The following is a 24377-nucleotide window of genomic DNA, read 5'->3' on the forward strand; positions in this document are numbered from 1 at the left end:
ATGAGCGGAGTAAAGAGATGAATGAATTTCCGGTTGTATTGGTCATTAACTGTGGATCGTCCTCTGTTAAGTTCTCAGTGCTCGATGCGGCAAGCTGCGACGCGCTGGTAACGGGCCTGGCGGACGGCGTGAATACAGAAAACGCCTTTATATCCGTGAATGGGGGCGAGCCAGTAACCCTGGCTCGCAAGGACTACGAAGGGGCGCTGGCAGCCATCGCCCTCGAGCTGGAAAAGCGCGACTTGATGAGCAGCGTGGCCTTAATCGGCCACCGCATTGCCCACGGTGGCAGCCTTTTCAGTGAGTCCACCCTGATCACTGAGGCGGTAACTGACCAGATTCGTCAGGTGTCTCCCCTGGCGCCGCTCCACAACTACGCCAATCTCAGTGGCGTGGAAGCGGCGCAGCATCTTTTCCCAGGCGTACAGCAGGTGGCGGTGTTTGACACCAGCTTCCATCAGACGCTGCCGCCACAGGCCTATCTGTACGGCCTCCCGTACCGCTATTTTGAAGAGCTGGGCGTGCGCCGCTACGGTTTCCACGGTACCTCGCACCGCTATGTTGCCCAGCAGGCGTATACACTGCTGGATCTGCCGCAGGACGACAGCGGGCTGGTGATTGCTCACCTCGGCAACGGGGCGTCGATTTGTGCCGTGCGAAACGGTCAGAGTGTGGATACCTCGATGGGCATGACCCCGCTGGAAGGGCTGGTGATGGGCACCCGCTGCGGCGATGTCGATTTTGGCGCGATGGCGTGGATTGCCCAGCAAACCGGGCAATCGCTTGAGGATTTGGCCCGCGTGGTTAACAAAGAGTCTGGCTTACTTGGGCTCTCCGGCCTGTCGTCCGACCTGCGCACGCTGGAAAAAGCCTGGCACGACGGACACGAGCGCGCGCGCCTCGCCATCGAGACGTTCGTGCAGCGTATCGCCCGACACATCGCCGGGCACGCGGCTTCCCTGCACCGACTGGACAGCATTGTCTTTACTGGCGGTATTGGCGAGAACTCGGTGCTGATCCGCCAGCTGGTCACGGATCGTCTCCGGGTATTCGGTATCGAACTGGATCCTGCCCGCAATGCCCTGCCAAACAGTGAAGGTGAGCGGGTGATCACTGCCGCCGCCTCCCGCGCCGTCTGCGCGGTGATCCCTACTAACGAAGAAAAAATGATCGCGCTGGATGCCCTCCGTCTTGGAAAGGTGAGTCTGGCTGCGGCGTATGCCTGATACAGAGAGAACATCATGAAAGTAACAATGGATACCCGTGTCGCCCCTTACAGTGACGCGTGGGCCGGCTTTCGCGGCAACGACTGGCAAGACAGCATTAACGTGCGCGATTTTATTCAGCACAACTACACCCCCTACGAGGGGGACGAATCCTTCCTGGCGCAGGCCACACCTGCCACAACGGCGCTGTGGCAGAAGGTAATGCAGGGCATTCGTCAGGAAAACGCCACCCACGCCCCGGTCGATTTCGACCTCAACGTAGCAACCACCATTACCGCCCACGGACCGGGCTATATCGACAAAGAACTTGAAACGGTGGTGGGGCTGCAAACGGATAAGCCGCTTAAGCGTGCCCTGCACCCGTACGGCGGGATCAACATGATCCGCAGCTCGTTTGAAGCCTACGGTCGCGAAATGGATCCGCAGTTCGAATACACGTTCACCCATCTGCGTAAAACCCACAATCAGGGCGTGTTTGACGTCTATTCGCCGGAGATGATGCGCTGCCGTAAATCGGGCGTGCTCACCGGCCTGCCGGACGGTTACGGTCGTGGGCGTATTATCGGTGACTATCGCCGTGTGGCGCTGTACGGCATCAGCTATCTGGTGCGCGAGCGCGAACTGCAGTTTGCCGATCTGCAGTCGAATATGGAGCGCGGCGTGGATCTGGAAGCGACGATCCGCCTGCGTGAAGAGTTATCGGAACATAAGCGCGCGCTGCTGCAGATCCAGCAGATGGCGGCGAGTTATGGATGCGATATTTCCCGTCCGGCAATGAACGCCCGGGAAGCGGTGCAGTGGCTCTATTTCGCCTATCTGGCGGCGGTGAAATCGCAAAACGGCGGGGCGATGTCGCTGGGGCGCACGGCGACCTTCCTCGATATTTATATTGAGCGCGACATGCAGGCGGGGCGTCTGAACGAGATCCAGGCCCAGGAGCTGATCGATCATTTCATCATGAAGATCCGCATGGTGCGCTTCCTGCGCACGCCGGAGTTCGACACCCTGTTCTCCGGCGATCCGATCTGGGCAACGGAAGTGATCGGTGGGATGGGGCTGGATGGCCGCACGCTGGTGAGCAAGTCGTCGTTCCGCTATCTGCACACGCTCCACACCATGGGGCCAGCACCGGAGCCGAACCTGACCATCCTGTGGTCTGAACAACTGCCGATCGCCTTTAAGAAATACGCCGCAGACATGTCGATCGCCACCTCGTCGCTGCAGTATGAGAACGACGATCTGATGCGCGTGGATTTTGACAGCGACGATTACGCCATTGCCTGCTGCGTTAGCCCGATGGTGATCGGCAAGCAGATGCAGTTCTTTGGCGCACGCGCCAACCTGGCGAAAACGCTGCTGTACGCGATCAACGGTGGGGTGGACGAGAAGCTCAAAATCCAGGTCGGGCCGAAGACCGCACCGCTGCTGGACGATGTGCTGAACTACGACACCGTCATGGCGAGCCTCGATCACTTTATGGACTGGCTGGCGGTGCAGTACGTGAGCGCGCTGAACCTGATCCACTACATGCACGATAAATACAGTTACGAAGCTTCGCTGATGGCGCTGCACGACCGCGACGTGCATCGCACTATGGCGTGCGGAATGGCGGGCCTCTCCGTGGCGGCGGACTCCCTGTCGGCCATCAAATACGCCACCGTCAAACCGGTGCGCGACCATACGGGTCTGGCGGTCGATTTTGTCATCGAAGGCGAGTACCCGCAGTACGGCAACAATGATGACCGCGTGGACAGCATCGCCTGCGACCTGGTTGAGCGCTTTATGAAGAAGATTCAGGCGCTGCCAACCTATCGCAACGCGGTGCCGACCCAGTCAATTCTGACCATCACCTCCAACGTTGTGTACGGCCAGAAGACCGGCAATACGCCAGACGGTCGTCGCGGCGGCACGCCGTTTGCGCCAGGAGCGAACCCGATGCACGGGCGCGACCGTAAAGGCGCGGTGGCCTCGCTGACCTCGGTGGCGAAGCTGCCGTTCACCTACGCCAAAGACGGTATTTCGTATACCTTCTCCATCGTGCCGCAGGCGCTGGGTAAGGACGAAGGGATCCGCAAAACTAACCTGGTGGGGCTGCTGGACGGCTATTTCCACCACGAAGCGTCCATCGAAGGCGGGCAGCATCTGAACGTCAACGTCATGAACCGGGAGATGCTGATGGATGCGATTGAACATCCAGAGAACTACCCGAACCTGACGATCCGCGTGTCGGGCTACGCGGTGCGCTTTAATGCGCTCACCCGCGAGCAGCAGCAGGACGTGATATCACGGACCTTTACTCACGCGCTGTAAGTCCGATCCTGTCACCACGCCCCCTTTCTGTAAGGGGGCTTTTTTTTGCAGCCTCAGCGCCCGCCTGCCAGGACAACATCTGCGGATCTACTTTGCTGGCGCTTATACATACACAATTGTTTATATACTTCATCACAGACCGACATCCGCAATTGCAAAATACTTCCCGGGTTCTTCACTGACAGATAATTAAGGAATATGAAATGAAAAAGATTTTCCGTATCGCTCTGATGACGGCCACCCTGGCGGGCTTTACTGGTATGGCGCAGGCGGCAGACGTCGCAACTGCACCAGAGCCAGCACAGGATCCGATTGTTCAGCAGTTGAAGCTGAGCAACGATCAGGTCACGAAGATCAAAGCCCTGCACAAGCAGCTGGAAGAAAACGTCTTCAAAATCCCAACCACCAATGTGAAAGAAGGGGTGTTGATTGATGTGATCCAGTCCGGCAAGTGGGATGAAAAAGCGGTTAAAGAGCAGCTGGCAGCGTTCAGCCGGATTGAAGAGCAGGCGCGTTACTATCGCGTGAAATATTACTTCGATGTGAGCAAGATCCTGACGGCAGAACAGCGTGCCGAGGTCCGATCGCAAATCGCCCAGGCTCTGAGCGAGTAAGCAGTCCGTGCTGGCCGGGTGAGTGTCAACATACCCGGCAGCACAGGATCAGACCGGCAAATCAATCAGCAGCGCACGCAGCGGCGTGTCGGCCACCAGGGTAATATTCGCTTCATCGCGGATAAACGCCCCGTCACCGCAGGTCAGCGCCTCTTTTTCTTCCGCAGAGGTTAACGCATGCACCGTTCCGTGAATGGATTGCAGGTAGGCGCGCGGTCCGTGGAGCTGGAAGCTCAGGCGCTCACCTTTATCCAGTTCGATATGATGCAGCCACACCTGCTGGCGCAGTTGCAAACTGTTCGCGCTGGCGTCCGGTGAAGCCAGCAGCTGCTGCTTACCCCCCTGTAAATCAATCTTCTGCACCGGCGGATTTTCCCGTTCCGGGCAGGCATCCAGCCACAGCTGCAGGCGGGTCAGCGTTTTATCTTTGCTGAGGTTATGCTCGCTGTAGCTAATGCCCGGCTGGGTGGCGATCAGCAAGGCTTCGCCCGCTTTCGCCTGCACATGGTTGCCCTCGCTGTCGCGGTACTCGGCTTCGCCTTCAAGAATGAGGTTCAGGATATCCACTTTCGGATAGGTGCGCGGCTGGAAGGAGGCGCCAGGTGCCAGCACCTCCTGATTTAACACGCGCAAAGAGGCATAGCCCAACAGCTTCGGGTCAAAGTAGTGGCCAAAGGAAAAGGTGTAGCGGGCCTGCAGCCAGCCGAAATCGGCTTGTCCGCACTGTTTAGCTGTTCTTGTCGTAATCATAATTCTTGACCTCTCTTTACACTAAAACAATGGTAAAGGTATGGACGCTGCATTGTTAGCCAGATATTCTGCCCGGTATGTTCAAATTTCCTGAATGAGAACGCCATGGCTAAAGAGAGAGCATTGACCCTTGAAGCACTGCGGGTGATGGACGCAATTGACCGGCGGGGCAGCTTCGCGGCCGCGGCGGATGAACTGGGGCGCGTACCATCGGCCCTGAGCTACACCATGCAGAAGCTGGAAGAAGAGCTGGATGTGGTGCTGTTTGACCGCTCCGGTCATCGAACAAAATTCACCAACGTGGGAAGGATGTTGCTCGAGCGTGGCCGCGTGCTGCTGGAAGCGGCAGATAAGCTCACCACCGATGCCGAAGCGCTGGCGCGCGGCTGGGAAACCCACCTGACGTTGGTCACCGAAGCGCTGGTGCCGACCTCGGCGCTCTACCCGCTGGTGGATCGTCTGGCGGAGAAGGCCAACACTCAGCTGTCGATCATTACCGAAGTGCTTGCCGGGGCGTGGGAGCGCCTGGAGCAGGGCAGAGCGGATATCGTGATTGCCCCGGACATGCACTTTCGCTCCTCGTCCGAGATCAACTCCCGCAAGCTGTATAAAGTGATGAACGTGTACGTGGCGGCCCCGGATCACCCGATTCATCAGGAACCTGAGCCACTGTCCGAAGTCACCCGCGTGAAGTATCGCGGCGTGGCGGTAGCCGATACCGCCCGCGAGCGTCCGGTATTAACCGTGCAGCTGCTCGATAAACAGCCGCGTCTTACCGTCAGCACGCTGGAAGATAAGCGTCAGGCGCTGCTGGCCGGGCTGGGCGTAGCCACCATGCCGTATCCGTTTGTGGAAAAAGACATTGCCGAAGGGCGGTTGCGGGTGGTTAGCCCGGAATACACCAGCGAAGTGGACATTATTATGGCGTGGCGTCGGGACAGTATGGGCGAAGCTAAATCCTGGTGTCTGCGCGAGATCCAGAAGCTGTTCACCCAACGATAATGCCATCTCAAGGCCCGGCAAGCGTAGCGCCGCCGGGCAGTTCATCAGCGATTTAGCAGGGGATCCGGGCCAAAACGGTTTTCACCTTCCGTCCCGCGCTGACAGTTGAACAGCAAGATTATCAGCCAGCCGAGCACCGGGATCAGCACCAGCAGCAGCCACCATGCCGAACGGTCGGTATCGTGCAGGCGGCGAAACAGCACGGCCCACCAGGGCAGAAACACCAGCACGCCATAAATTGTGGTGATAATACCTTCTCCGCCTGCCCGCTCCCAACCCAGCATCTTGTCGATCAAACTCAGCACGCATATCAGGATGAAGTTCACCAGGGTGAACATCCAGAACTCTTTGCGCCGGGCACGACCCTTAAACCCAATATAATTTCTCAGTACTTTTAGATACCAGTCCATTTTTTTGTGGCCTCAGTAGCAATTAATCGCTTGTTTTCTAAAAGCATAGACGGGAATAAAAGGAGGGTAAAGGGCGCCAGAAAGCGCCCTGAAGACTTAGCCGAAGCGGACGTCGCGGCCGTGCGGCTCATTAAGATCCTGCCACGGACCGATGGAGATAATGCCCGTCGGATTGATGGTTTTATGGCTGCAATAATAGTGGTGGCGAATATGGTCAAAATCGACGGTTTCCGCGATGCCCGGCATCTGATAGATGTCGCGCAGGAAGCCATACAGATTGAGATAATCGCTGATCCGGTGCTTATCACACTTGAAATGGGTGACATATACCGGGTCAAATCGCACCAGTGTGGTCCACAGGCGCAGATCGGCTTCAGTCAGCTGGTCGCCGGTGAGATAGCGATGCTGTCCCAGAATTTGCTCCAGCCGCCCCAGCGATTCAAACACCTTCGTTACTGCCTCGTCGTACGCTTCCTGGCTGGTAGCAAACCCGGCTTTATAGACGCCGTTATTAACGCTGTCGTAAATCCAGCTGTTCAGGTCGTCAATTTTATCGCGCAGCGCAGGGGGGTAAAAATCACCGGCCCGGGCGCCGTGGGCATCGAAGGCAGTATTCAGCATGCGGATGATTTCTGCCGATTCATTGCTGACGATGGTCTGATTTTTCTTGTCCCACAGTACGGGGACGGTCACGCGTCCGGTGTAGTGCGGATCGGCCTGCAGGTAGAGCTGATAGAGGAAATCATGGTGATACAGCGTATCGCCGGTCGCCGCCGGGAAGTCATCCCCAAAGGTCCAGCCGTTTTCCAGCATCAGCGGATGCACAACCGAAACGGGGATCAGCGATTCCAGCCCTTTCAGGGCGCGCACGATCAGCGTGCGGTGTGCCCAGGGGCAGGCCAGCGAAACGTACAGATGATAGCGATCTTTCTCGGCTGCAAAGCCACCTTCACCGCTCGGGCCGGGGGCACCATCGGCCGTCAGCCAGTTGCGGAAGGCGGATGTGGAACGTTTAAAACGTCCTCCGGTGGATTTGGTGTCATACCAGATGTCCTGCCAGACGCCGTCTACGAGTTGTCCCATGTATTCCTCCTCAGATAGCAAAAGCGAGGAGATATCTCCTCGCTTTTTTAATTCAGTATAGCGTGCTTACCACTTCTTATTCAGGACGCGGTCGATACTGAACGCACCCGGACCGGTGATAGCCAGCAGCAGGTAGCCGCCTGAGATGGTCAGGTTTTTCATGAACATCAGGGAGTTCATCCCTTCGGCAAAGTTGCTGTGGAACAGGAACGCGGTCAGCAGCGTAAAGCCTGCGGTAAACAGCGCCGTGGTGCGGGTCAGGAAACCGAACAGAATCGCCAGCCCACCGCCCAGTTCAAGCAGGATGGTCAGCGGCAGCAGGAACCCCGGGACGCCCATCGCTTCCATGTACTGCTGGGTACCTGCGTAGCCCCCGATTTTACCCCAACCTGCGGTAATAAACAGGATTGGCATCAGAATGCGCGCTACCAGTACACCAACATCTTCTAATTTTTTCATCTTACTCTCCAGGGAACCACGTGGGCTGTAAATACGGTTTAGTGTGCAATATCGGGCGGATGCCGCGGTGTTGCTGTCGATGGAGAGAATCATAAACGGGGTGAAAGGCAATTGTTAGCAAGGAAAACTGTCAATCTTCATCAAAGATATTGAGTAAGCGCAGCGGGGAAGGGCGGAGCAGAAATAAGTAAAGCGCCCTCAGGCGCTTTATCAGATGAAGCAGGCTGTCACGTCAACGCGCGTCGAATTTGCGCAATTGCTGCTGGTTAATCGTGGATTTAACCAGTCTCCAGGCGCTCCAGACGCCCAGACCACGGCGCGCCCAACGGATCAGCATATTGGGGTGACGGACTGCCCGCACCGCCATAATGCTACTTCCCACCAGCGCCCAGGCGCGTAGGCTCAGGAAGGTATTCCATCCGCGATCGTATGCGTGCGTCACTTCCAGCCACTTCCGACTGCTGGCTGCCAGATCCAGCCGCTGCTGCTGAATCTGGCTCAGCAGAAAGGCCTTATCTCGCTGACGTTCAGATCGGCTTCTGCTCACGGCTTGCCATCCTCCAGCAATGACCGATCGTTGGCCAGTTCCTTACGGGTATGATGTAACAGGGTGGAGTGGCGCACTTTGCGCATCGTCCATATTCCCCCGATCAGGGCGGCAAGCAGCAGCACCACGGTCGTTGCGATCATCGCATTGAGGCGGTACTGCGGATCGATAGCCCAGATAATCAATACCATCAGGCTCATTAAACCAAAGGCGGCGAAGAGCATGGTCAACCCCAGCATCAGCAGCAGCTGGAAGAGGTTTGCTTTCTCCTCTTCCAGTTCGACCACCGCCAGCCGGATGCGCGTCTCCGCGATGCCAACGAGGGTGGTCAAAATCCGCTGTCCGATACCAAGAACGTTTTTAGCGGGGCCGTGTGGTTGACGTGAATCTTCCATAATTAACGTCGCGTAAGCAGCATGCCGATAACGACGCCGACTGCGGCTCCGATACCCACGCCTGCCCACGGATTGTCGCGCACGTATTCATCAGCGCGAGCGGCGGCTTCACGGGTCTGTTTCGCCAGTGCATCACCGGTTTCACCCAGACGATAGCGGCTCTCTTCTAAAGCCTGCTGTGCCTTACTGCGCAGCTTGCTCAGCTCTTCTTTCGATTTATCGCCCGAAGAGCTCAGCACTTCTTCCAGGGTATCCGCCAGGGATTTCAGTTCAGCTCGTAAATGTTCTGACGTGGTATCTTTTGACATGATTCTCTCCTGTTGAGACTTCCGTTATATCAATAATCCCGAGATTCCAGCGCTTTCAGTTCGTCCTGCGCCTCTTTCAGTTTTTGCTCACGTTTAGCAATTTTGTCTGCATCGCCTTTCTCTTTGGCCTCCGCCAGATCGCGGTGGCGCTCTGCAATCTCATCTTTCTGCTCGGCAATCTTTTTCCGGTGATCGGCACGCAGCTGGCTGTCGGAGCAATTCGCTTTCACTTCGCTTAACGCTTTCTTCAGCCCGTTGATTCGGTTCTGATTGTTATGCTTTTCAGCGTAACTGATCTCGCGCTGGATATCCTGTTCCTTCTCCTGGCAGGGCGAGTTCGCGAACGCTGCTGTGCTTAACGAAAAAAGGGCGAGGCCCAGAATGATGCGGTAATTCATTGTTGAAACCTTCCATTGTTTTCGACATCACCGGTGGGTGTGTCAATTTCCAGAGTCATGCGGAGTACGAGTGGCAGGTGCTCCGCGTACTTAAGCATAGTAAGTAAACGGTGATATCACCAAAGTGAGTGAAAAGATTCAGAATAGTGGAAGTTTAGCCGGCGAGGCGTGAAGTATCGCGCAGACGCGTCAGCCAGGCAGCGGCCTCATTATCCTCATCCTGTTGGGCAATGATGTAGTCGTGGGCCATACTGCGGTCGAGCACCTTTTTCGCCGCGGCGCTCTGTGCGCTGGAGTCGAAGGTGATCAGCAGGACGTCGTCTTTTGGCGTGATGCTTTTGAACTGAATGCCGTTGGCATCAAGATGATGCCAGACGGAGAAACCGTCCGGCATGCTGGCACCGCGATTCACAGAGCGGATTGCCAGCGTCGAGTCCTGCGTCTGCAGGGCGGACCATGCCAGCAGCATGGCGCTGAACATAAGCAACGCCACCATGGCCCAGGATAAACGGCGCAATGCAAGGTTCGGGCTGGCCATAACTTACCCCTGGCTCCCGTGCTTTTTCTTCCACAGCACCACCAGCGACCCCACAAGACCGAACACCAGTAGCACCACCGGCAGGATCATCAGGCAGGACATTAGCTGGTCTTCGTACTTGAGGAACACCGGCGTTTTGCCGAGCAGGTAGCCCAGAGTGGTCAGGATCAACACCCACAGCAGGCCGCTCATCCAGTTAAAGAACTGGAAACGCGCGCTGTTAAGACCGGAAAGACCGGCAATTGTTGGCAGCAGCGTTCGCACAAAGGCGATAAAACGGCCAACCAACAGCGCAGACAGCCCGTGCTTGTGGAACAGGTGGTGTGCACGCTGATGATAATGAGCCGGTAAATGCGAAAGCCAGTTCTGCACGATGCGCGTATTACCCAGCCATCGTCCCTGGATATAGCTCACCCAGCAACCGAGGCTGGCGGCAATGGTCAGCAGGACGACCGTTTGTGGGAACTGCATCGCCCCTTTTGCGCACAGGACGCCGACCAGCACCAGCAGACTATCGCCGGGCAGGAACGCGGCTGGCAGCAGACCGTTTTCAAGAAACAGAATCATAAACAGGACAAAATAGAGCATGCCGACCATGGAGGGATTGGCCAGCGTTTCGAAATCCTGAGCCCATAAGGCGTTCAGTAGTTGGGTCAAAAGTTCCATTCAGTATTCCTGGAAATCGGTTAACGTCGCACCTGTCAACCGGGTCAATCAGCACGGCGACATTTTTTATGATTTTATTATGGTCGCTCGCGGACACATTGTGTGGCCAGAACTGATCCCTGTTAAACGGCTAGGTAAGCAAGCACTAACTAACTTAAATGCAAAATGAATCCAATTGTAACAAAGCCAGAGGTTGTTCGTCACAGAAATTGCATCGTGATGAAGGATGATTTTGGCTAACCCGAGGAGATGACGCGAGGGTATTTACACAGGCTGACACTATAGAGGTTTGTTTACCCACTCCAGCCGGAAGGCGCAGCAAAGCGCCTGCCGGAGGACCGGGTCACTATTTTGCGTGACTGGCAGCTGTATCGAGGTGAACAACCGGATTATCAGCAAAAAGATAGCGGTCGGCATTGAATTCGAAGTCGTCACTGGTTTCGTTAAATAACATCTGCTTGGTGTTCTCCAGATGCTGCCACATGGCCAGTTTTGCCGCATGCGGATCTTTGCGAATCAAGGCTTTGAGAATCTGGTCGTGGTCGTCGCACCAGTTATCAACGGTACGGGAATCAATGTGATCGTGCAGTTTTTTCCAGTATGGGTTATGAACGCGCTGAGTCCACATTTTTTCAACAATAGCCGCCAGAGCCGTATTCTGCGTGGCCAGTGCGACCTGAACGTGAAACTGCAGATCCCACTCGGAGTCACGGAAACATTTTTCTTTGCGCGCGTTATCCTGGATCTCCATCAGCTTCATGATGTCCTGCTTGGTCACCTGGGTGGCGGCAAACTCAGCAATGTTGCTTTCAATCAGCTGGCGCGCCTGAAGCAGCTCGAAAGGACCGTAGTTGGCAAACTCCAGCTCTTCATCCGGCACAGGCGAGTGTTTTGGCTGGCTGGAAATCACATGGATACCTGACCCTTTACGCACTTCGACGTAGCCTTCAACCTCGAGCATGATGATGGCTTCCCGAACCACGGTGCGACTCACGCTCTTCTCATCAGCGATGTAGCGTTCCGCAGGTAACTTCTCACCCACCAGATAAACGCCCTGCTCAATGCGAGTTTTTAGCTCGGCGGCAAGCTGCTGATAAAGACGACGCGGTTCGTTGATTTCCATATGCGCTCCAGGAAGGGTATGGCGGATAATTTGTTATACCACTTTTGCGAGTCAGCCTCCAGATTTGCCAATAAAAAAGCCGCTCCAGAGAGCGGCATTTTCAGTGTACGACAGCGCTAACTTTGTGTCGCAGGTCCACCGAGCGAGCTTTTCGCCAGCTCCTCAGCAGACTGGTTTTTCAGCACCGTCCAGATAAGCACCGCGCCCATCAGGTCGAAGATCGCCAGCACGGCGAACAGTGGGCTAAAGCCGATGGTATCTGCCAGAGCACCCACGACGAGGGCAAACATGGTGCTGGCCGTCCAGGCTGCCATCCCGGTCAGACCGTTCGCCGTTGCCACTTCGTTACGACCAAAGACGTCAGAAGAGAGGGTAATCAGCGCGCCGGACAGAGACTGATGCGCAAAGCCACCGATGCACAGCAGGCCGATAGCCACGTACGGGCTGGTGAACAGGCCAATCATCCCTGGGCCAATCATCAGCAGTGCGCCCATGGTCACGACCATTTTGCGCGACACAATCAGGTTCACGCCAAACCAGCGCTGGAACAGCGGTGGCAGGTAGCCTCCGACGATGCAGCCGAGGTCAGCGAACAGCATTGGCATCCAGGCGAACATCGCAATTTCTTTCAGGTTAAAGCCGTAGACTTTAAACATGAACAGCGGGATCCAGGCGTTAAAGGTACCCCAGGCCGGTTCTGCCAGGAAGCGTGGCAGGGCGATACCCCAGAACTGACGGGTGCCCAGAATCTGCAGCACGGTCATTTTCTTGCCGTTGTTGGTCTGGTGTTGAGACTCCTGACCACCAATGATGTATTCGCGTTCTTCTTCAGACAGTTTTTTCTGATCGCGAGGATGCTTGTAGAAAATCAGCCATGCCATCGCCCAGGCAAAGCTCAGCACGCCCGAGATAATGAACGCCAGCTGCCAGCTGTGCATGACGATAGCCCACACCACCAGCGGCGGAGCAATCATCGCCCCGATAGACGAACCGACGTTGAAGTAACCGACCGCGATGGAACGCTCTTTCGCCGGGAACCACTCAGACGCGGCTTTCAGACCGGCCGGGATCATTGCGGCTTCTGCCGCACCGACTGCACCACGTGCCAGCGCCAGGCCACCCCAGCTTCCCGCCAGCGCGGTTGCGCCGCAGAAAATCGCCCAGGTCACGGCGAAGACCGCGTAGCCGATTTTGGTGCCGAGAATATCCAGAACGTAGCCGGCAACCGGCTGCATGATGGTATAAGCCGCAGAGTAGGCCGCAATAATGTAGGAGTACTGCTGTGTGGAAATATTCAGTTCCTGCATCAGCGTTGGCGCAGCCGCCGCTATGGTGTTACGCGTCAGGTAGCCCAGCACGGTGCCCAGCGTCACCAGTGCGATCATGTACCAACGTAACCCTTTAATTTTACGCATGTAAAACCTCATCGTTATGTTATTTCCGCACTGTCGTGCGGTGCCTCTCTACGCGGTGCGGGAGAAGCTTGTAACGGGAGGGCGTAGCCAGGAGAAACTCCCGGAACGGCCCGAACCTTGCCATAAGTAATCGTGCATAAGTCGGTATCCGTACCGCTGAATCCGATGCCTGAAGCACCGGTATTGCATTCCGTCGGCTTATATTTTGCGACGGCGAAAAGATAACTTGTCATACAGCTTTAAAAGGTGAGAGCCATCACAAATGTGTCAATATTTGTAAGGGCATTGTAATTGCTGCGTCAAGCCAGTACTGGCGCGGCCTTAGGCAGGGTTTACCCCTTTGGGCTTAGTTTATTTGTTGACGTTTATTGATCTAACTCACGAAAAAATCATCTGACTCTGGAAATTGGTGTGATAACTTTGCAGCATCTAAACATTACCTTTCTGACGCACTCGTAAACTCGTAAGAGGAAGACGCTAATGACCCCGTTTATGACCGAAGATTTTCTGTTAGATACTGAATTTGCCCGCCGTCTGTATCATGACTACGCCAAAGATCAGCCGATTTTCGACTACCACTGCCATCTTCCACCGCAGCAGGTTGCCGAAAATTACCGTTTCAAAAACCTGTATGACATCTGGCTGAAAGGTGACCACTACAAATGGCGCGCGATGCGCACCAACGGTGTGGCGGAACGTCTGTGTACCGGCGACGCTTCCGATCGCGAGAAATTTGACGCCTGGGCAGCGACCGTGCCACATACCATCGGCAACCCGCTTTATCACTGGACGCACCTTGAGCTGCGTCGTCCGTTCGGCATCACCGGCAAGCTGCTCTCCCCGAGCACCGCCGATGAAATCTGGAACGAATGCAATGAACTGCTGGCCCAGGACAAGTTCTCTGCCCGCGGCATCATGAAGCAGATGAACGTGAAGATGGTCGGCACCACCGACGATCCGATTGATTCTCTGGAGCATCACGCGGTTGTCGCCAAAGACACTTCGTTTGACGTCAAAGTCCTGCCGAGCTGGCGCCCGGATAAAGCCTTCAACATTGAGCAGGCAACCTTTGCCGACTACATGGCGAAGCTGGGTGAAGTGTCTGACACCGAGATCCGCCGCTTTGCCGATCTGCAGACTGCGCTGGCAAAACGTCTGGATCACTTTGCAGCACACGGCTGCAAAGTGTCTGACCATGCGCTCGACGTGGTGCTGTTTGCCGACGCCAACGAAGGCGAGCTGGACAGCATTCTGGCCCGTCGCCTCGGCGGTGAGAGCCTGAACGAACGTGAAGTGGCGCAGTTCAAAACGGCAGTGCTGGTATGGCTGGCAGCGGAATATGCCCGTCGCGGCTGGGTGCAGCAGTACCACATCGGTGCGTTGCGCAATAACAACCAGCGTCAGTTCAAACTGCTGGGTGCTGACGTGGGCTTCGACTCCATCAACGACCGTCCGCTGGCGGAAGAGCTCTCTAAACTGCTGAGCAAACAGAACGAAGAAAACCTGCTGCCAAAAACCATTCTTTACTGCCTGAACCCACGCGATAACGAAGTGCTGGGCACCATGATCGGCAACTTCCAGGGCGAAGGGATGCCGGGCAAGATGCAGTTCGGTTCCGGCTGGTGGTTCAACGATCAGAAAGATGGCATGGAACGTCAGATGACCCAGCTGGCGCAGCTCGGCCTGCTGAGCCGCTTCGTGGGTATGCTAACCGACAGCCGCAGCTTCCTTTCTTACACTCGCCATGAATACTTCCGCCGCATCCTGTGCCAGATGATTGGCCGTTGGGTGGCCGCGGGCGAAGCGCCAGCCGATATCCAGCTGCTGGGCGAAATGGTGAGAAACATCTGCTTTAACAATGCGCGCGACTACTTCGCCATTGAACTGAACTAAGCCTTTGAGGTTGATATGCAATACATCAAGATCCATTCGCTGGATAACGTTGCAGTAGCGCTGGCCGATCTGAGCGAAGGCACGGAAGTGACTTTCGATAACCAGGCCGTCACGCTTCGTCAGGCGGTTTCGCGCGGGCATAAATTCGCACTGGGCGAGATTGCCAAAGGCGAAAACGTGGTGAAATACGGCTTGCCGATCGGTCATGCGCTGGCTGATATCGCGGCGGGTGAATTCATTCACTCCCACAATACGCGCACCAATCTTAGCGATCTGGATGAGTACAGCTATCAACCTGATTTTCTGATTGAAGAGAGCCAGCAGAGCGATCGTGACGTGCAGATCTACCGCCGCGCCAGCGGTGAAGTGGGGATCCGCAATGAGCTGTGGATCCTCCCGACCGTCGGCTGCGTCAACGGGATCGCCCGTCAGATCCAGAGTCGGTTCCTGAAAGAGACGAACGATGCCGAAGGCACCGACGGCGTGTTCCTGTTCAGCCACACTTACGGCTGCTCCCAGCTGGGCGACGATCACATCAACACCCGCACCATGCTGCAAAACATGGTACGCCACCCGAATGCCGGGGCGGTGCTGGTAATTGGTCTGGGCTGTGAGAACAATCAGGTCGATGCCTTCCGCGAAACGCTGGGGGATTTCGATGCCTCTCGCGTCCATTTCATGGTCTGCCAACACCAGGATGATGAAGTGGAAGCCGGGCTGGAGCACCTGCACCAGCTGTATGAGGTGATGCGTCACGACCAGCGCGAAGCGGGCAAGCTGAGCGAGCTGAAGTTTGGCCTCGAGTGCGGCGGATCGGACGGTTTGTCCGGCATTACCGCCAACCCGATGCTGGGCCGTTTCTCCGATTATGTGATTGGCAATGGCGGTACCACCGTGCTGACCGAAGTGCCGGAGATGTTCGGTGCGGAACGCATTCTGATGAGCCACTGCCGCGACGAAGAGACGTTTGAAAAGACCGTCACCATGGTCAACGACTTCAAACAGTACTTTATTGCCCACAACCAGCCGATTTACGAAAACCCCTCCCCGGGTAATAAAGCTGGCGGTATCACCACGCTCGAAGAGAAATCTCTCGGCTGTACCCAGAAAGCGGGTGCCAGCCAGGTGGTGGATGTGCTGCGCTACGGCGAGCGGCTGATTACCCCGGGGTTGAACCTGTTAAGCGCCCCGGGCAACGACGCCGTCGCCACCAGCGCACTGGCGGGAGCAGGCTGCCATATGGTGCTGTTCAGCACCGGTCGCGGTACGCCGTACGGCGGTTTTGTGCCAACGGTAAAAATCGCCACCAACAGCGAGCTGGCGGCGAAGAAAAAGCACTGGATTGATTTTGATGCGGGTCAGCTGATCCACGGCAAAGCGATGCCGCAGCTGCTGAATGAGTTTGTGGATGTGATAGTGGATATTGCTAACGGCAAGCCGACCTGCAACGAACGCAACGACTTCCGCGAGCTGGCAATCTTTAAGAGTGGTGTGACGCTGTAGTACCGCGCGGCCTGATGCCCTCACCCTGATCCTCTCCCACAGGGAGATTAAAAACGGCAACCTCTGGGTTGCCGTTTTGCTATTAACCTCGTAACGCGTTTTTCGCCAGACGCGCGTCTTCCGCCTGACAAACCGCAGCGGTAAACATCACGTCAGTGGAGGAGTTAATCGCCGTTTCGCAGGAGTCCTGCAGCACGCCAATGATAAAGCCTACTGCCACCACCTGCATGGCGATCTCGTTCGGGATGCCGAACATATTACAGGCCAGCGGGATCAGCAGCAGGGAACCGCCCGCCACGCCGGATGCACCGCAGGCGCACAGGGCCGCAACCACGCTGAGCAGCAGCGCGGTCGGCAGATCCACCGGAATACCCAGCGTATACACCGCCGCCAGCGTCAGCACGGTAATGGTGATCGCCGCACCGGCCATATTAACAGTCGCCCCCAGCGGAATGGACACCGAGTAGGTATCACGATCCAGGTTCAGCTTTTCGCACAGGGCCATATTCACCGGAATGTTGGCGGCCGAGCTGCGGGTAAAGAAGGCGGTAACGCCACTTTCGCGCAGGCACATCAGCACCAGCGGATACGGGTTGCGACGGATCTGCAGGAACACCAGCAGCGGGTTGATCACCAACGCCACCACGGCCATACAGCCAATCAGCACCAGCAGCAGCTGGGCGTAGCTCCACAGTGCGCTAAAACCGGTGGTTGCCAGCGTTGATGCCACCAGCCCAAAGATGCCGATTGGTGCAAAGCGAATCACCAGCTGTACGATCCAGGTCACGGCACCGGAGAGGTCGTTGATCAGATTTTTGGTGGTGTCGTTGCTGTGGCGCAGGGCAAAGCCCAGACCGATGGCCCATACCAGAATCCCAATGTAGTTAGCGTTGAGCAGGGCATGAATCGGGTTCGCAACGATGCTCATCAGCAGGCCGTGCATGACCTCAACAATGCCCGCCGGCGGCGTAATGTCGGTCGCGCCGGTGGTCAGCTGCAGCGTGGAAGGGAAAATAAAACTCACCAACACGGCGGTGAGTGCGGCAGCAAAAGTGCCGAATAAATAGAGCCACAGAATAGGGCGGATATTGGTTTTTTGCCCCTGCTGATGGTTGGCGATAGAGGCCATCACCAGGGTTAACACCAGCACCGGCGCAACGGCTTTCAGCGCGCCAACGAACAGCGTGCCGAGCAGGCCGGTGGCAACGGCTGCAGGTTTCGAGAGAAGCGCCAGGGCGATGCCCAGCACCAGGCCTATCAGTATCTGTTTAACAAGGCTGCCGCGCGAAAGACGCCCGAGCAGACCAGACGATTGCATGGTCATTGAGTATTCCTTAAGTGAGATTGCGTTCCGTCCCGGAGGTGCTCTAAGGCACTTGTGATTCCGGATAGAGGTTTGTTGTTTGCCTGGTTGAGTATATTGAATGCGCGGGGAGTGAGAAGTGCAAAATGCTGGGTTTTACGTACTGCGTCATACTTTTTAACTTTAATTTTACATTTTATTAGCCCGGCGCGCAGATGTGCGTGCCGGGCCCAAACATTACTGCGCCTGCTGTTTCTTATCGTTCAGATGGTTAACCCAGGCATTGATTGCCAGGGTCAAGACCAGGATACCAAACACCACGCCCAGCGAAATGGCGATCGGAATGTGATAGAAATCGACGATCATCATTTTGATGCCGATAAACACCAGAATCACCGACAGGCCGTACTTCAGCATCGAGAAGCGCTCTGCCACGCCCGCCAGCAGGAAGTACATCGCACGCAGGCCGAGGATCGCAAACAGGTTCGAGGTCAGGACAATGAACGGGTCAGTGGTCACCGCGAAAATCGCCGGGATGCTGTCGACGGCGAAGATCACGTCGCTCAGCTCCACGAGGATCAGCACCAGCAGCAGCGGCGTAGCGAACAGCAGGCCGTTCTTACGCACGAAGAAGTGCTCATTGTCGATGGTGTCGGTCATTCGCAGGTGGCTGCGGATCCAGCGTACCAGCGGCTTCTCGCCGATACCCGCCTCGTCTTCTTTCGCCAGCGCCATCTTCACGCCGGTGAACAGCAGGAACGCACCGAAGACATACAGTAGCCACTCGAACTGCGAAATCAGCCAGCTACCGGCGAAGATCATGATGGTACGCAGCACAATCGCGCCCAGCACGCCGTACACCAGCACCCGACGCTGCAGCGCAGCAGGAACGGCAAAGTAACTGAACAGCATCAGCCAGACGAAGACGTTGTCGACAGCCAGCGCTTTTTCAATCAGATAGCCGGTGAGGAACGCCAGCGCTTGCGGATCGGCCACCGCGCGGCCCTGGGTAATGGAGAGATACCACCAGAAGGCGGCACAGAACAGCAAAGAGAGGGTGACCCACACCAGCGACCAGGCGGCCGCTTGCTTCATGGTCATGCCATGCTCGCCGCGACGCCCCTGCAAAAAGAGATCGATCGCCAGCATGATGAGCACGACAACGGCGAATCCGCCCCATAACATTGGAGTACCGACAGAATGCATATTATTTTCCTTACGCTTAAAAAACAAAAACGGCTAACGTCAGAAGACGATAGCCGTTGCGTTTTTTATGCATAGACCTCGCCTTCCGGCAAGGTCTCACTTACAACAAGAAAGGAATACGTTCATCGTATTCCTTTTTCGTTGCCCGGCGACCGGATGCGGTTTTGTACGCATCGTAATGACGATCCACCGGCAAGGAAGTTACTCCCCTTTGCGGGTAACAAAATATGTCAGGTCATTGATTTCGTCAATGACCTGTACAGACTCATTACACAGCTTTACGCGGGAATTTCTGCGCTCACGCCGTCCGCTGGGAAGACCACGCCCGTCTGACGACGGATCTCGGTCTGCAGCTTCGCGGTGGTGCGGCTTACTGCAAGGCCTGGATGGTTCACTTCCTCGCTTTCGACCAGGCGCGCAAACACCTCTGCCTCATACAGCATAGTGTTAATATGCTGGGGCTGCGTCAACTCCTGGGCTTTGCCGCCGCGCGGCACGTAGCTCAACTTCTGGCATTCGGAAATCTTCTCGATCACCAGCGAGCCGTTCTCGCCCTGGATTTCGCTCGGCAGCACCGAGTCACTCACTTTCGAGTGCTGCAGCGTGACGCTGAAATCGCCGTAATCCAGCACCGCCAGCCCATGGGCATCCACGCCGCTCTCGAGCAGGCTTGCGGTGGCCTGCACCCGGTGCGGTTCGCCCCACAGCGCGACCGCGGAGGCCAGGCAGTAGAAGCCGATATCCATAATCGATCCGTTGGAGAACGCCGGATTAAAGGTGTTAGGGTTCTCGCCGTCCAGATAGCGCTGATAGCGCGATGAGTACTGGCAGTAGTTAATAAAGGCTTTACGTACTTTGCCCAGCTTCGGCAACGATTGTTGCAGCAGCAGGAAGTTCGGCAGGCTGGCGGTTTTAAACGCTTCAAACAGCACCACCTGGTTTTCCCGCGCCAGCGCAATGGCCTCTTCAACCTGCTGAATATTGGACGCCAGCGGTTTCTCGCAAATCACATGTTTTTTATGGCTGAGAAACAGCTTCGTTTGCGGGAAGTGCAGTGAATTGGGGCTGGCAATATAGACCGCGTCAATGGCATCGCTTTGCGCCATATCGTCCAGAGAGGTAAACAGATGCTCGACGAGGTAGTCGCTCGCAAAAGCTTGTGCCTGCTCAAGGCTGCGGGAATAGACTGCGGTGAGTTTATATTTGCCGGTTTCATGGGCGGCATCGACGAACTGGCGGGTGATCCAGTTCGTACCAACGACTGCGAAACGTATCATAACGCTTTACGTGCTCCGTAGAGGGGGTCTGTGGTCACTGTAGCACGCGAGGATGACAAAACCAGTGCGCCATCACGCATTACTCTTTAACGATAAATGCGTCAGCCACAGGCGAGTATCAAACTCCAGCTGGTGATACTGCGGCTCCATATGGCAGCACAGGGAGTAGAACGCCTTGTCGTGCTCTTTTTCTTTCAGGTGCGCCAGCTCGTGTACCACGATCATGCGTAAAAATGCTTCCGGCGCGTTGCGAAACACCGTCGCCACGCGGATTTCCGCTTTGGCTTTCAGCTTTCCGCCCTGTACGCGGGAGATGGCGGTATGCAGGCCGAGGGCGTTTTTCAGCACGTGGATCTTGTTGTCGTACATCACCTTATTGATCGGGGGGGCGCTCTTCAAATACCGGTTTTTCAGATCCTGCGTATACTGCCAGAGGGCTTTATCCGTCGCGATGTCGTGGGTACCCGGATAGCGTTTTTCCAGTACCGCGCCCAGCTTTTGCTCGCTAATAAGCGTGCGTACCTGGGACAATAAATTCTCCGGATAGCCCTGGAGATAGGTTAGTTGGTTCATCAAAACCCCAAAATAATTTGAAAACGGGTATACTCACGCACCCTTTTCAGGGATAACGCCGAAATTTTACCATTCAGGAGGGCCGATGAGCCACTTAGACAACGGTTTCCGTTCACTCGACTTAAAACGTTTCCCGGAAACGGATGACGTTAACCCGCTCCAGGCGTGGGAAGCAGCGGATGAATACCTGCTGCAGCAGTTGGATGACACCGAAATCAGCGGCCCGGTTTTGATCCTGAATGATATTTTCGGTGCCCTGAGCTGCGCGCTGGCCGAACATACCCCGTACAGCATCGGTGACTCCTATCTGAGCGAGCTGGCGACGCGTGAGAACCTGCGTCACAACGACATCGCGGAATCCAGCGTTAAGTTCCTCGACAGCACCGCCGAGTACCCGCAGGCACCGGGCGTTGTGCTGATTAAGATCCCGAAGACAATGGCATTGCTGGAACAGCAGCTGCGCGCGCTACGTCATGTGGTCACGCCGCAAACGCGCATTATTGCCGGTGCAAAAGCGCGTGATATTCACACCTCGACGCTGGAGCTGTTCGAGAAAGTGCTGGGTCCAACCACCACTACCCTGGCGTGGAAAAAGGCGCGTCTGATCAACTGTACCTTCAGCGAGCCTGCGCTTGCGGACGCACAGCAGATTTTGAGCTGGAAGCTGGAAGGCACCGACTGGACCATCCATAACCACGCAAACGTCTTCTCTCGTACCGGGCTGGATATTGGCGCGCGCTTCTTTATCGAGCATCTGCCGCAAAACCTGGAAGGCGAAATCGTCGATCTCGGTTGTGGTAACGGCGTGGTTGGTCTGACCCTGCTGGAGAAAAACCCAGAGGCGAGCGTGCTCTTTACCGATGAATCGCCGATGGCGGTAGCCTCCAGCCGTCTGAACGTTGAAACCAACATGCCCGACGCGCTGGACCGCTGCGAGTTTATGATCAACAACGCCCTGTCAGGCGTGGAGCCGTTCCGCTTTAACGCGATCCTGTGCAACCCGCCGTTCCATCAGCAGCATGCCCTGACCGATAACGTTGCCTGGGAGATGTTCCATCACGCGCGCCGCTGCCTGAAAATCAACGGCGAGCTGTACATCGTGGCTAACCGCCACCTGGACTACTTCCATAAGCTGAAGAAGATCTTCGGCAACTGCGCCACCGTGGCGACCAATAACAAATTCGTGGTGTTGAAAGCGGTGAAATTAGGCCGTAACCGCTAGATCTCCAGCGCTAAACGGGTGCCCTGCGCAATCGCGCGCCGGGCATCCAGCTCCATCGCCACGTCGCACCCGCCAATCAAATGTACCGTTTTGCCCGCTTCACGCAGCGGCTCGGCGAGATCGCGCTTCGGCTCCTGACCTGCGCACAAAATCACCTGATCCACCCGCAACAGCTGTGGCTCACCACCGATCAGCACATGCAGACCGTCGTCGTCGATCTTCTGGTAGCTTACCGCCGGGATCATCTTCACCCCGCGAGAGAGCAGGGTGGCGCGGTGGATCCAGCCGGTGGTTTTCCCCAGCCCATCCCCCGGTTTACTGGCTTTACGCTGCAGCATCACTATCTGGCGCGGGCTTAACGGCAGCTGCGGTCCTTCCGGGCGCAAACCGCCGACCTGGTTCAGGCTGGTGTCGATCCCCCACTCTTCGCAGAACTCGGCGATATTCTGGCTGGTGGCCGGCCCCGGCTGGCTCAGGTACATAGCGGTGTCAAAGCCGATCCCGCCGCAGCCGATAATCGCCACGCGCTCCCCCACCGGGGCTTTGTCGCGCAGCACGTCGAGATAGCTCAACACCTTCGGATGATCGATGCCCTCGATCTCAGGCAGGCGCGGAGCGATCCCGCTGGCGAGGATCGTTTCGTCAAAGTCGATCAGATCCTGAGCGGTGACAAACTGGTTGAGCCGCAGATCGACATCCGTGATTTCGATCATCCGCGCGTAATAGCGCAGGGTTTCATAAAACTCCTCTTTGCCGGGGATCTGTTTGGCGATATTAAACTGTCCGCCAATTTCTGCGGCGGCATCAAACAGCGTCACCGCATGACCGCGCGCGGCGGCATTCACCGCAAACGCTAGCCCCGCCGGGCCTGCGCCCACCACCGCCAGCCGCTTTTTATTGACTGCCGGGACAACCGGCATTTTGGTTTCGTGGCAGGCGCGGGGGTTCACCAGGCAGGAGGTCACTTTGCCGACGAAGATCTGATCCAGGCAGGCCTGGTTACAGCCGATACAGGTGTTGATCTCATCCGCCCGTCCGCTCTGGGCTTTTGACAGCAGCTCGGCATCGGCGAGGAACGGCCGCGCCATCGACACCATATCGGCGTCACCGTTGGCCAGAAGATCGTCTGCCACCTGGGGATCGTTAATGCGGTTGGTGGTCACCAGCGGGATCGACACCTTGCCCTTCAGCTTGCGCGTCACCCAGCTGAACGCTGCGCGCGGCACCGGGGTCGCGATGGTCGGGATCCGCGCCTCATGCCAGCCGATCCCGGTGTTAATGATGGTCGCGCCTGCGGCTTCGATGGCCTGCGCCAGCTGGACGGTTTCGTCGAAGGTGCCCCCGCCCTGCACCAGATCCAGCATCGACAGGCGGAAGATGATAATAAAGTCGGCCCCCGCGCGTTCGCGTACCGCGCGCACCACGTCTACCGCAAAGCGCATCCGGCGCGGATAGTCGCCGCCCCATTGGTCATCGCGCTGGTTGGTGCGGGCGGCAAGGAATTCGTTAATCAGATAGCCTTCGGAGCCCATCACCTCCACGCCGTCGTAGCCTGCTTCCCGCGCCAGCGCGGCGCAGCGGGCAAAGTCATCGATCAGGGTCAGGATCTCATCGTGGGTGAGGGCGTGAGGCGTAAAGCGGTTGATCGGGGCCTGGATCGCCGACGGGGCCACCAGGTTCGGCTGATAGCTATAGCGTCCGGTGTGCAGAATTTGCAGGGCGATTTTGCCGCCTTCCCGGTGGACGGCATCGGTCACAATCCGGTGGTGCGGTAGCTGTGCCGCATCGTTGAGCACCGCGCCGCCCTCCATCCCAACGCCCGAAAGGGCAGGGGCCACGCCGCCGGTGACAATCAGCGCCACCCCGTGGCGGGCGCGCTCGGCGTAGAAGGCTGCCAGCCGCTCTGCGCCGTCCGGGCGCTCCTCCAGACCGGTATGCATCGAGCCCATTAACACGCGGTTTTTGAGCGTAGTGAACCCCAGATCGAGGGGGGCGAATAACGACGGGTAGCGGCTCATAGTCTCTTCCAATGTAAAATTATTGTTATGTGGTCGGATGAGTTAATAATTTAGCCAGCGGCGGGGAAAAGGTAAAAAGGGAGTGTAGTGAATGTGATGGGATTCAAATATTAGGTGCGGCCTGTTGCCCTCACCCTA

24 protein-coding genes are annotated in these 24377 nt (G+C 56.7%); 7 read left to right on the forward strand and 17 right to left on the reverse strand.

Annotated elements, in window-relative coordinates:
• Positions 1-17: 17 nt before the first annotated feature.
• The 3 genes from tdcD to ACRDD5_RS12420 all read left to right on the forward strand — a co-directional run bounded on the left by tdcD (position 18) and on the right by ACRDD5_RS12420 (position 4150).
• Positions 18-1226 (forward strand): propionate kinase, encoded by a 1209-nt coding sequence (gene tdcD / locus ACRDD5_RS12410; RefSeq protein WP_438676930.1) that lies wholly within the window; start codon positions 18-20, stop codon positions 1224-1226.
• A gap of 15 nt (positions 1227-1241) precedes the next feature.
• Entirely contained in the window at positions 1242-3536 is a 2295-nt protein-coding gene (gene pflB, locus ACRDD5_RS12415; protein ID WP_271284415.1) for a formate C-acetyltransferase, read from the forward strand.
• Positions 3537-3739: 203 nt separating this feature from the next.
• On the forward strand, positions 3740-4150 hold the full coding sequence (locus tag ACRDD5_RS12420; RefSeq protein WP_271284416.1) for a Spy/CpxP family protein refolding chaperone: 411 nt from the start codon (positions 3740-3742) through the stop codon (positions 4148-4150).
• Positions 4151-4198: 48 nt separating this feature from the next.
• Here ACRDD5_RS12420 and ACRDD5_RS12425 read toward each other — a convergent pair whose 3' ends face one another.
• Positions 4199-4900: a pirin family protein gene (locus tag ACRDD5_RS12425; RefSeq protein ID WP_271284417.1), complete on the reverse strand. Its 702-nt coding sequence runs from the start codon at positions 4898-4900 to the stop codon at positions 4199-4201.
• 105 nt (positions 4901-5005) lie between these two features.
• Between ACRDD5_RS12425 and yhaJ the strand changes: the two genes are divergently transcribed.
• Positions 5006-5902 carry a DNA-binding transcriptional regulator YhaJ gene (yhaJ, locus tag ACRDD5_RS12430; protein WP_271284418.1) on the forward strand — a complete coding sequence of 299 codons (897 nt, stop codon included), beginning with the start codon at positions 5006-5008 and terminating at the stop codon, positions 5900-5902.
• 44 nt (positions 5903-5946) lie between these two features.
• Here yhaJ and ACRDD5_RS12435 read toward each other — a convergent pair whose 3' ends face one another.
• The 11 genes from ACRDD5_RS12435 to ACRDD5_RS12485 all read right to left on the reverse strand — a co-directional run bounded on the left by ACRDD5_RS12435 (position 5947) and on the right by ACRDD5_RS12485 (position 13244).
• Positions 5947-6312, reverse strand: a complete 366-nt coding sequence (locus ACRDD5_RS12435) for a DUF805 domain-containing protein (protein ID WP_271284419.1) — start codon at positions 6310-6312, stop codon at positions 5947-5949.
• A 96-nt stretch (positions 6313-6408) separates the two neighbouring features.
• On the reverse strand, positions 6409-7395 hold the full coding sequence (locus tag ACRDD5_RS12440; protein ID WP_438676931.1) for a glutathione S-transferase family protein: 987 nt from the start codon (positions 7393-7395) through the stop codon (positions 6409-6411).
• Positions 7396-7461: 66 nt separating this feature from the next.
• Entirely contained in the window at positions 7462-7854 is a 393-nt protein-coding gene (locus ACRDD5_RS12445) for a DoxX family protein (RefSeq protein WP_271284421.1), read from the reverse strand.
• 232 nt (positions 7855-8086) lie between these two features.
• A complete protein-coding gene (locus ACRDD5_RS12450) occupies positions 8087-8401 on the reverse strand; it encodes a YqjK-like family protein (RefSeq protein WP_438676932.1) in 315 nt (104 codons plus the stop codon).
• Positions 8398-8796 (reverse strand): phage holin family protein, encoded by a 399-nt coding sequence (locus tag ACRDD5_RS12455; protein ID WP_271284423.1) that lies wholly within the window; start codon positions 8794-8796, stop codon positions 8398-8400. The genes ACRDD5_RS12450 and ACRDD5_RS12455 overlap by 4 nt, the downstream gene beginning before the upstream one ends.
• Before the next feature lie 2 nt (positions 8797-8798).
• Positions 8799-9104: a DUF883 family protein gene (locus tag ACRDD5_RS12460; RefSeq protein ID WP_271268250.1), complete on the reverse strand. Its 306-nt coding sequence runs from the start codon at positions 9102-9104 to the stop codon at positions 8799-8801.
• Between the two features lie 29 nt (positions 9105-9133).
• Positions 9134-9502, reverse strand: coding sequence for a DUF1090 domain-containing protein (locus tag ACRDD5_RS12465; protein ID WP_271284424.1), 369 nt, complete (start codon positions 9500-9502; stop codon positions 9134-9136).
• Between the two features lie 154 nt (positions 9503-9656).
• Entirely contained in the window at positions 9657-10040 is a 384-nt protein-coding gene (gene mzrA, locus ACRDD5_RS12470) for an EnvZ/OmpR regulon moderator MzrA (RefSeq protein WP_271284425.1), read from the reverse strand.
• A gap of 3 nt (positions 10041-10043) precedes the next feature.
• Positions 10044-10706 (reverse strand): DedA family general envelope maintenance protein YqjA, encoded by a 663-nt coding sequence (gene yqjA, locus ACRDD5_RS12475; RefSeq protein ID WP_271268247.1) that lies wholly within the window; start codon positions 10704-10706, stop codon positions 10044-10046.
• Between the two features lie 346 nt (positions 10707-11052).
• Positions 11053-11829 carry a transcriptional regulator ExuR gene (gene exuR / locus ACRDD5_RS12480; RefSeq protein WP_271284426.1) on the reverse strand — a complete coding sequence of 259 codons (777 nt, stop codon included), beginning with the start codon at positions 11827-11829 and terminating at the stop codon, positions 11053-11055.
• 116 nt (positions 11830-11945) lie between these two features.
• The gene (locus ACRDD5_RS12485; RefSeq protein WP_271284427.1) at positions 11946-13244 is read right to left on the reverse strand and encodes an MFS transporter; all 1299 of its coding nucleotides are present in this window, start codon (positions 13242-13244) and stop codon (positions 11946-11948) included.
• A gap of 480 nt (positions 13245-13724) precedes the next feature.
• Here ACRDD5_RS12485 and uxaC point away from each other — a divergent pair, with 480 nt between their 5' ends.
• Both uxaC and ACRDD5_RS12495 read left to right on the forward strand, forming a co-directional pair.
• The gene (gene uxaC, locus ACRDD5_RS12490; RefSeq protein ID WP_271284428.1) at positions 13725-15137 is read left to right on the forward strand and encodes a glucuronate isomerase; all 1413 of its coding nucleotides are present in this window, start codon (positions 13725-13727) and stop codon (positions 15135-15137) included.
• A 15-nt stretch (positions 15138-15152) separates the two neighbouring features.
• Entirely contained in the window at positions 15153-16640 is a 1488-nt protein-coding gene (locus tag ACRDD5_RS12495) for a UxaA family hydrolase (RefSeq protein WP_271284429.1), read from the forward strand.
• An 82-nt stretch (positions 16641-16722) separates the two neighbouring features.
• Here ACRDD5_RS12495 and sstT read toward each other — a convergent pair whose 3' ends face one another.
• From sstT to ACRDD5_RS12515, 4 genes are all read right to left on the reverse strand, one after another.
• Positions 16723-17964 (reverse strand): serine/threonine transporter SstT, encoded by a 1242-nt coding sequence (gene sstT / locus ACRDD5_RS12500; protein WP_438676933.1) that lies wholly within the window; start codon positions 17962-17964, stop codon positions 16723-16725.
• A gap of 216 nt (positions 17965-18180) precedes the next feature.
• A complete protein-coding gene (locus ACRDD5_RS12505; protein WP_271284431.1) occupies positions 18181-19149 on the reverse strand; it encodes a TerC family protein in 969 nt (322 codons plus the stop codon).
• 278 nt (positions 19150-19427) lie between these two features.
• Positions 19428-20426 carry a Gfo/Idh/MocA family protein gene (locus ACRDD5_RS12510; protein ID WP_438676934.1) on the reverse strand — a complete coding sequence of 333 codons (999 nt, stop codon included), beginning with the start codon at positions 20424-20426 and terminating at the stop codon, positions 19428-19430.
• A 72-nt stretch (positions 20427-20498) separates the two neighbouring features.
• Positions 20499-20999 (reverse strand): YgjP-like metallopeptidase domain-containing protein, encoded by a 501-nt coding sequence (locus ACRDD5_RS12515; protein WP_438676935.1) that lies wholly within the window; start codon positions 20997-20999, stop codon positions 20499-20501.
• An 85-nt stretch (positions 21000-21084) separates the two neighbouring features.
• Between ACRDD5_RS12515 and rlmG the strand changes: the two genes are divergently transcribed.
• Positions 21085-22221 (forward strand): 23S rRNA (guanine(1835)-N(2))-methyltransferase RlmG, encoded by a 1137-nt coding sequence (gene rlmG, locus ACRDD5_RS12520; RefSeq protein WP_271284434.1) that lies wholly within the window; start codon positions 21085-21087, stop codon positions 22219-22221.
• Here the strand turns inward: rlmG and ACRDD5_RS12525 are convergent.
• Positions 22218-24239, reverse strand: coding sequence for an oxidoreductase (locus tag ACRDD5_RS12525; protein ID WP_438676936.1), 2022 nt, complete (start codon positions 24237-24239; stop codon positions 22218-22220). The two genes, rlmG and ACRDD5_RS12525, sit on opposite strands and share 4 nt — an antisense overlap.
• Between the last annotated feature and the right edge of the window lie 138 nt (positions 24240-24377).

This window comes from Silvania sp., assembly GCF_051656365.1.
In the GTDB taxonomy this organism is placed as follows: domain Bacteria; phylum Pseudomonadota; class Gammaproteobacteria; order Enterobacterales; family Enterobacteriaceae; genus Enterobacter; species Enterobacter hatchlandensis.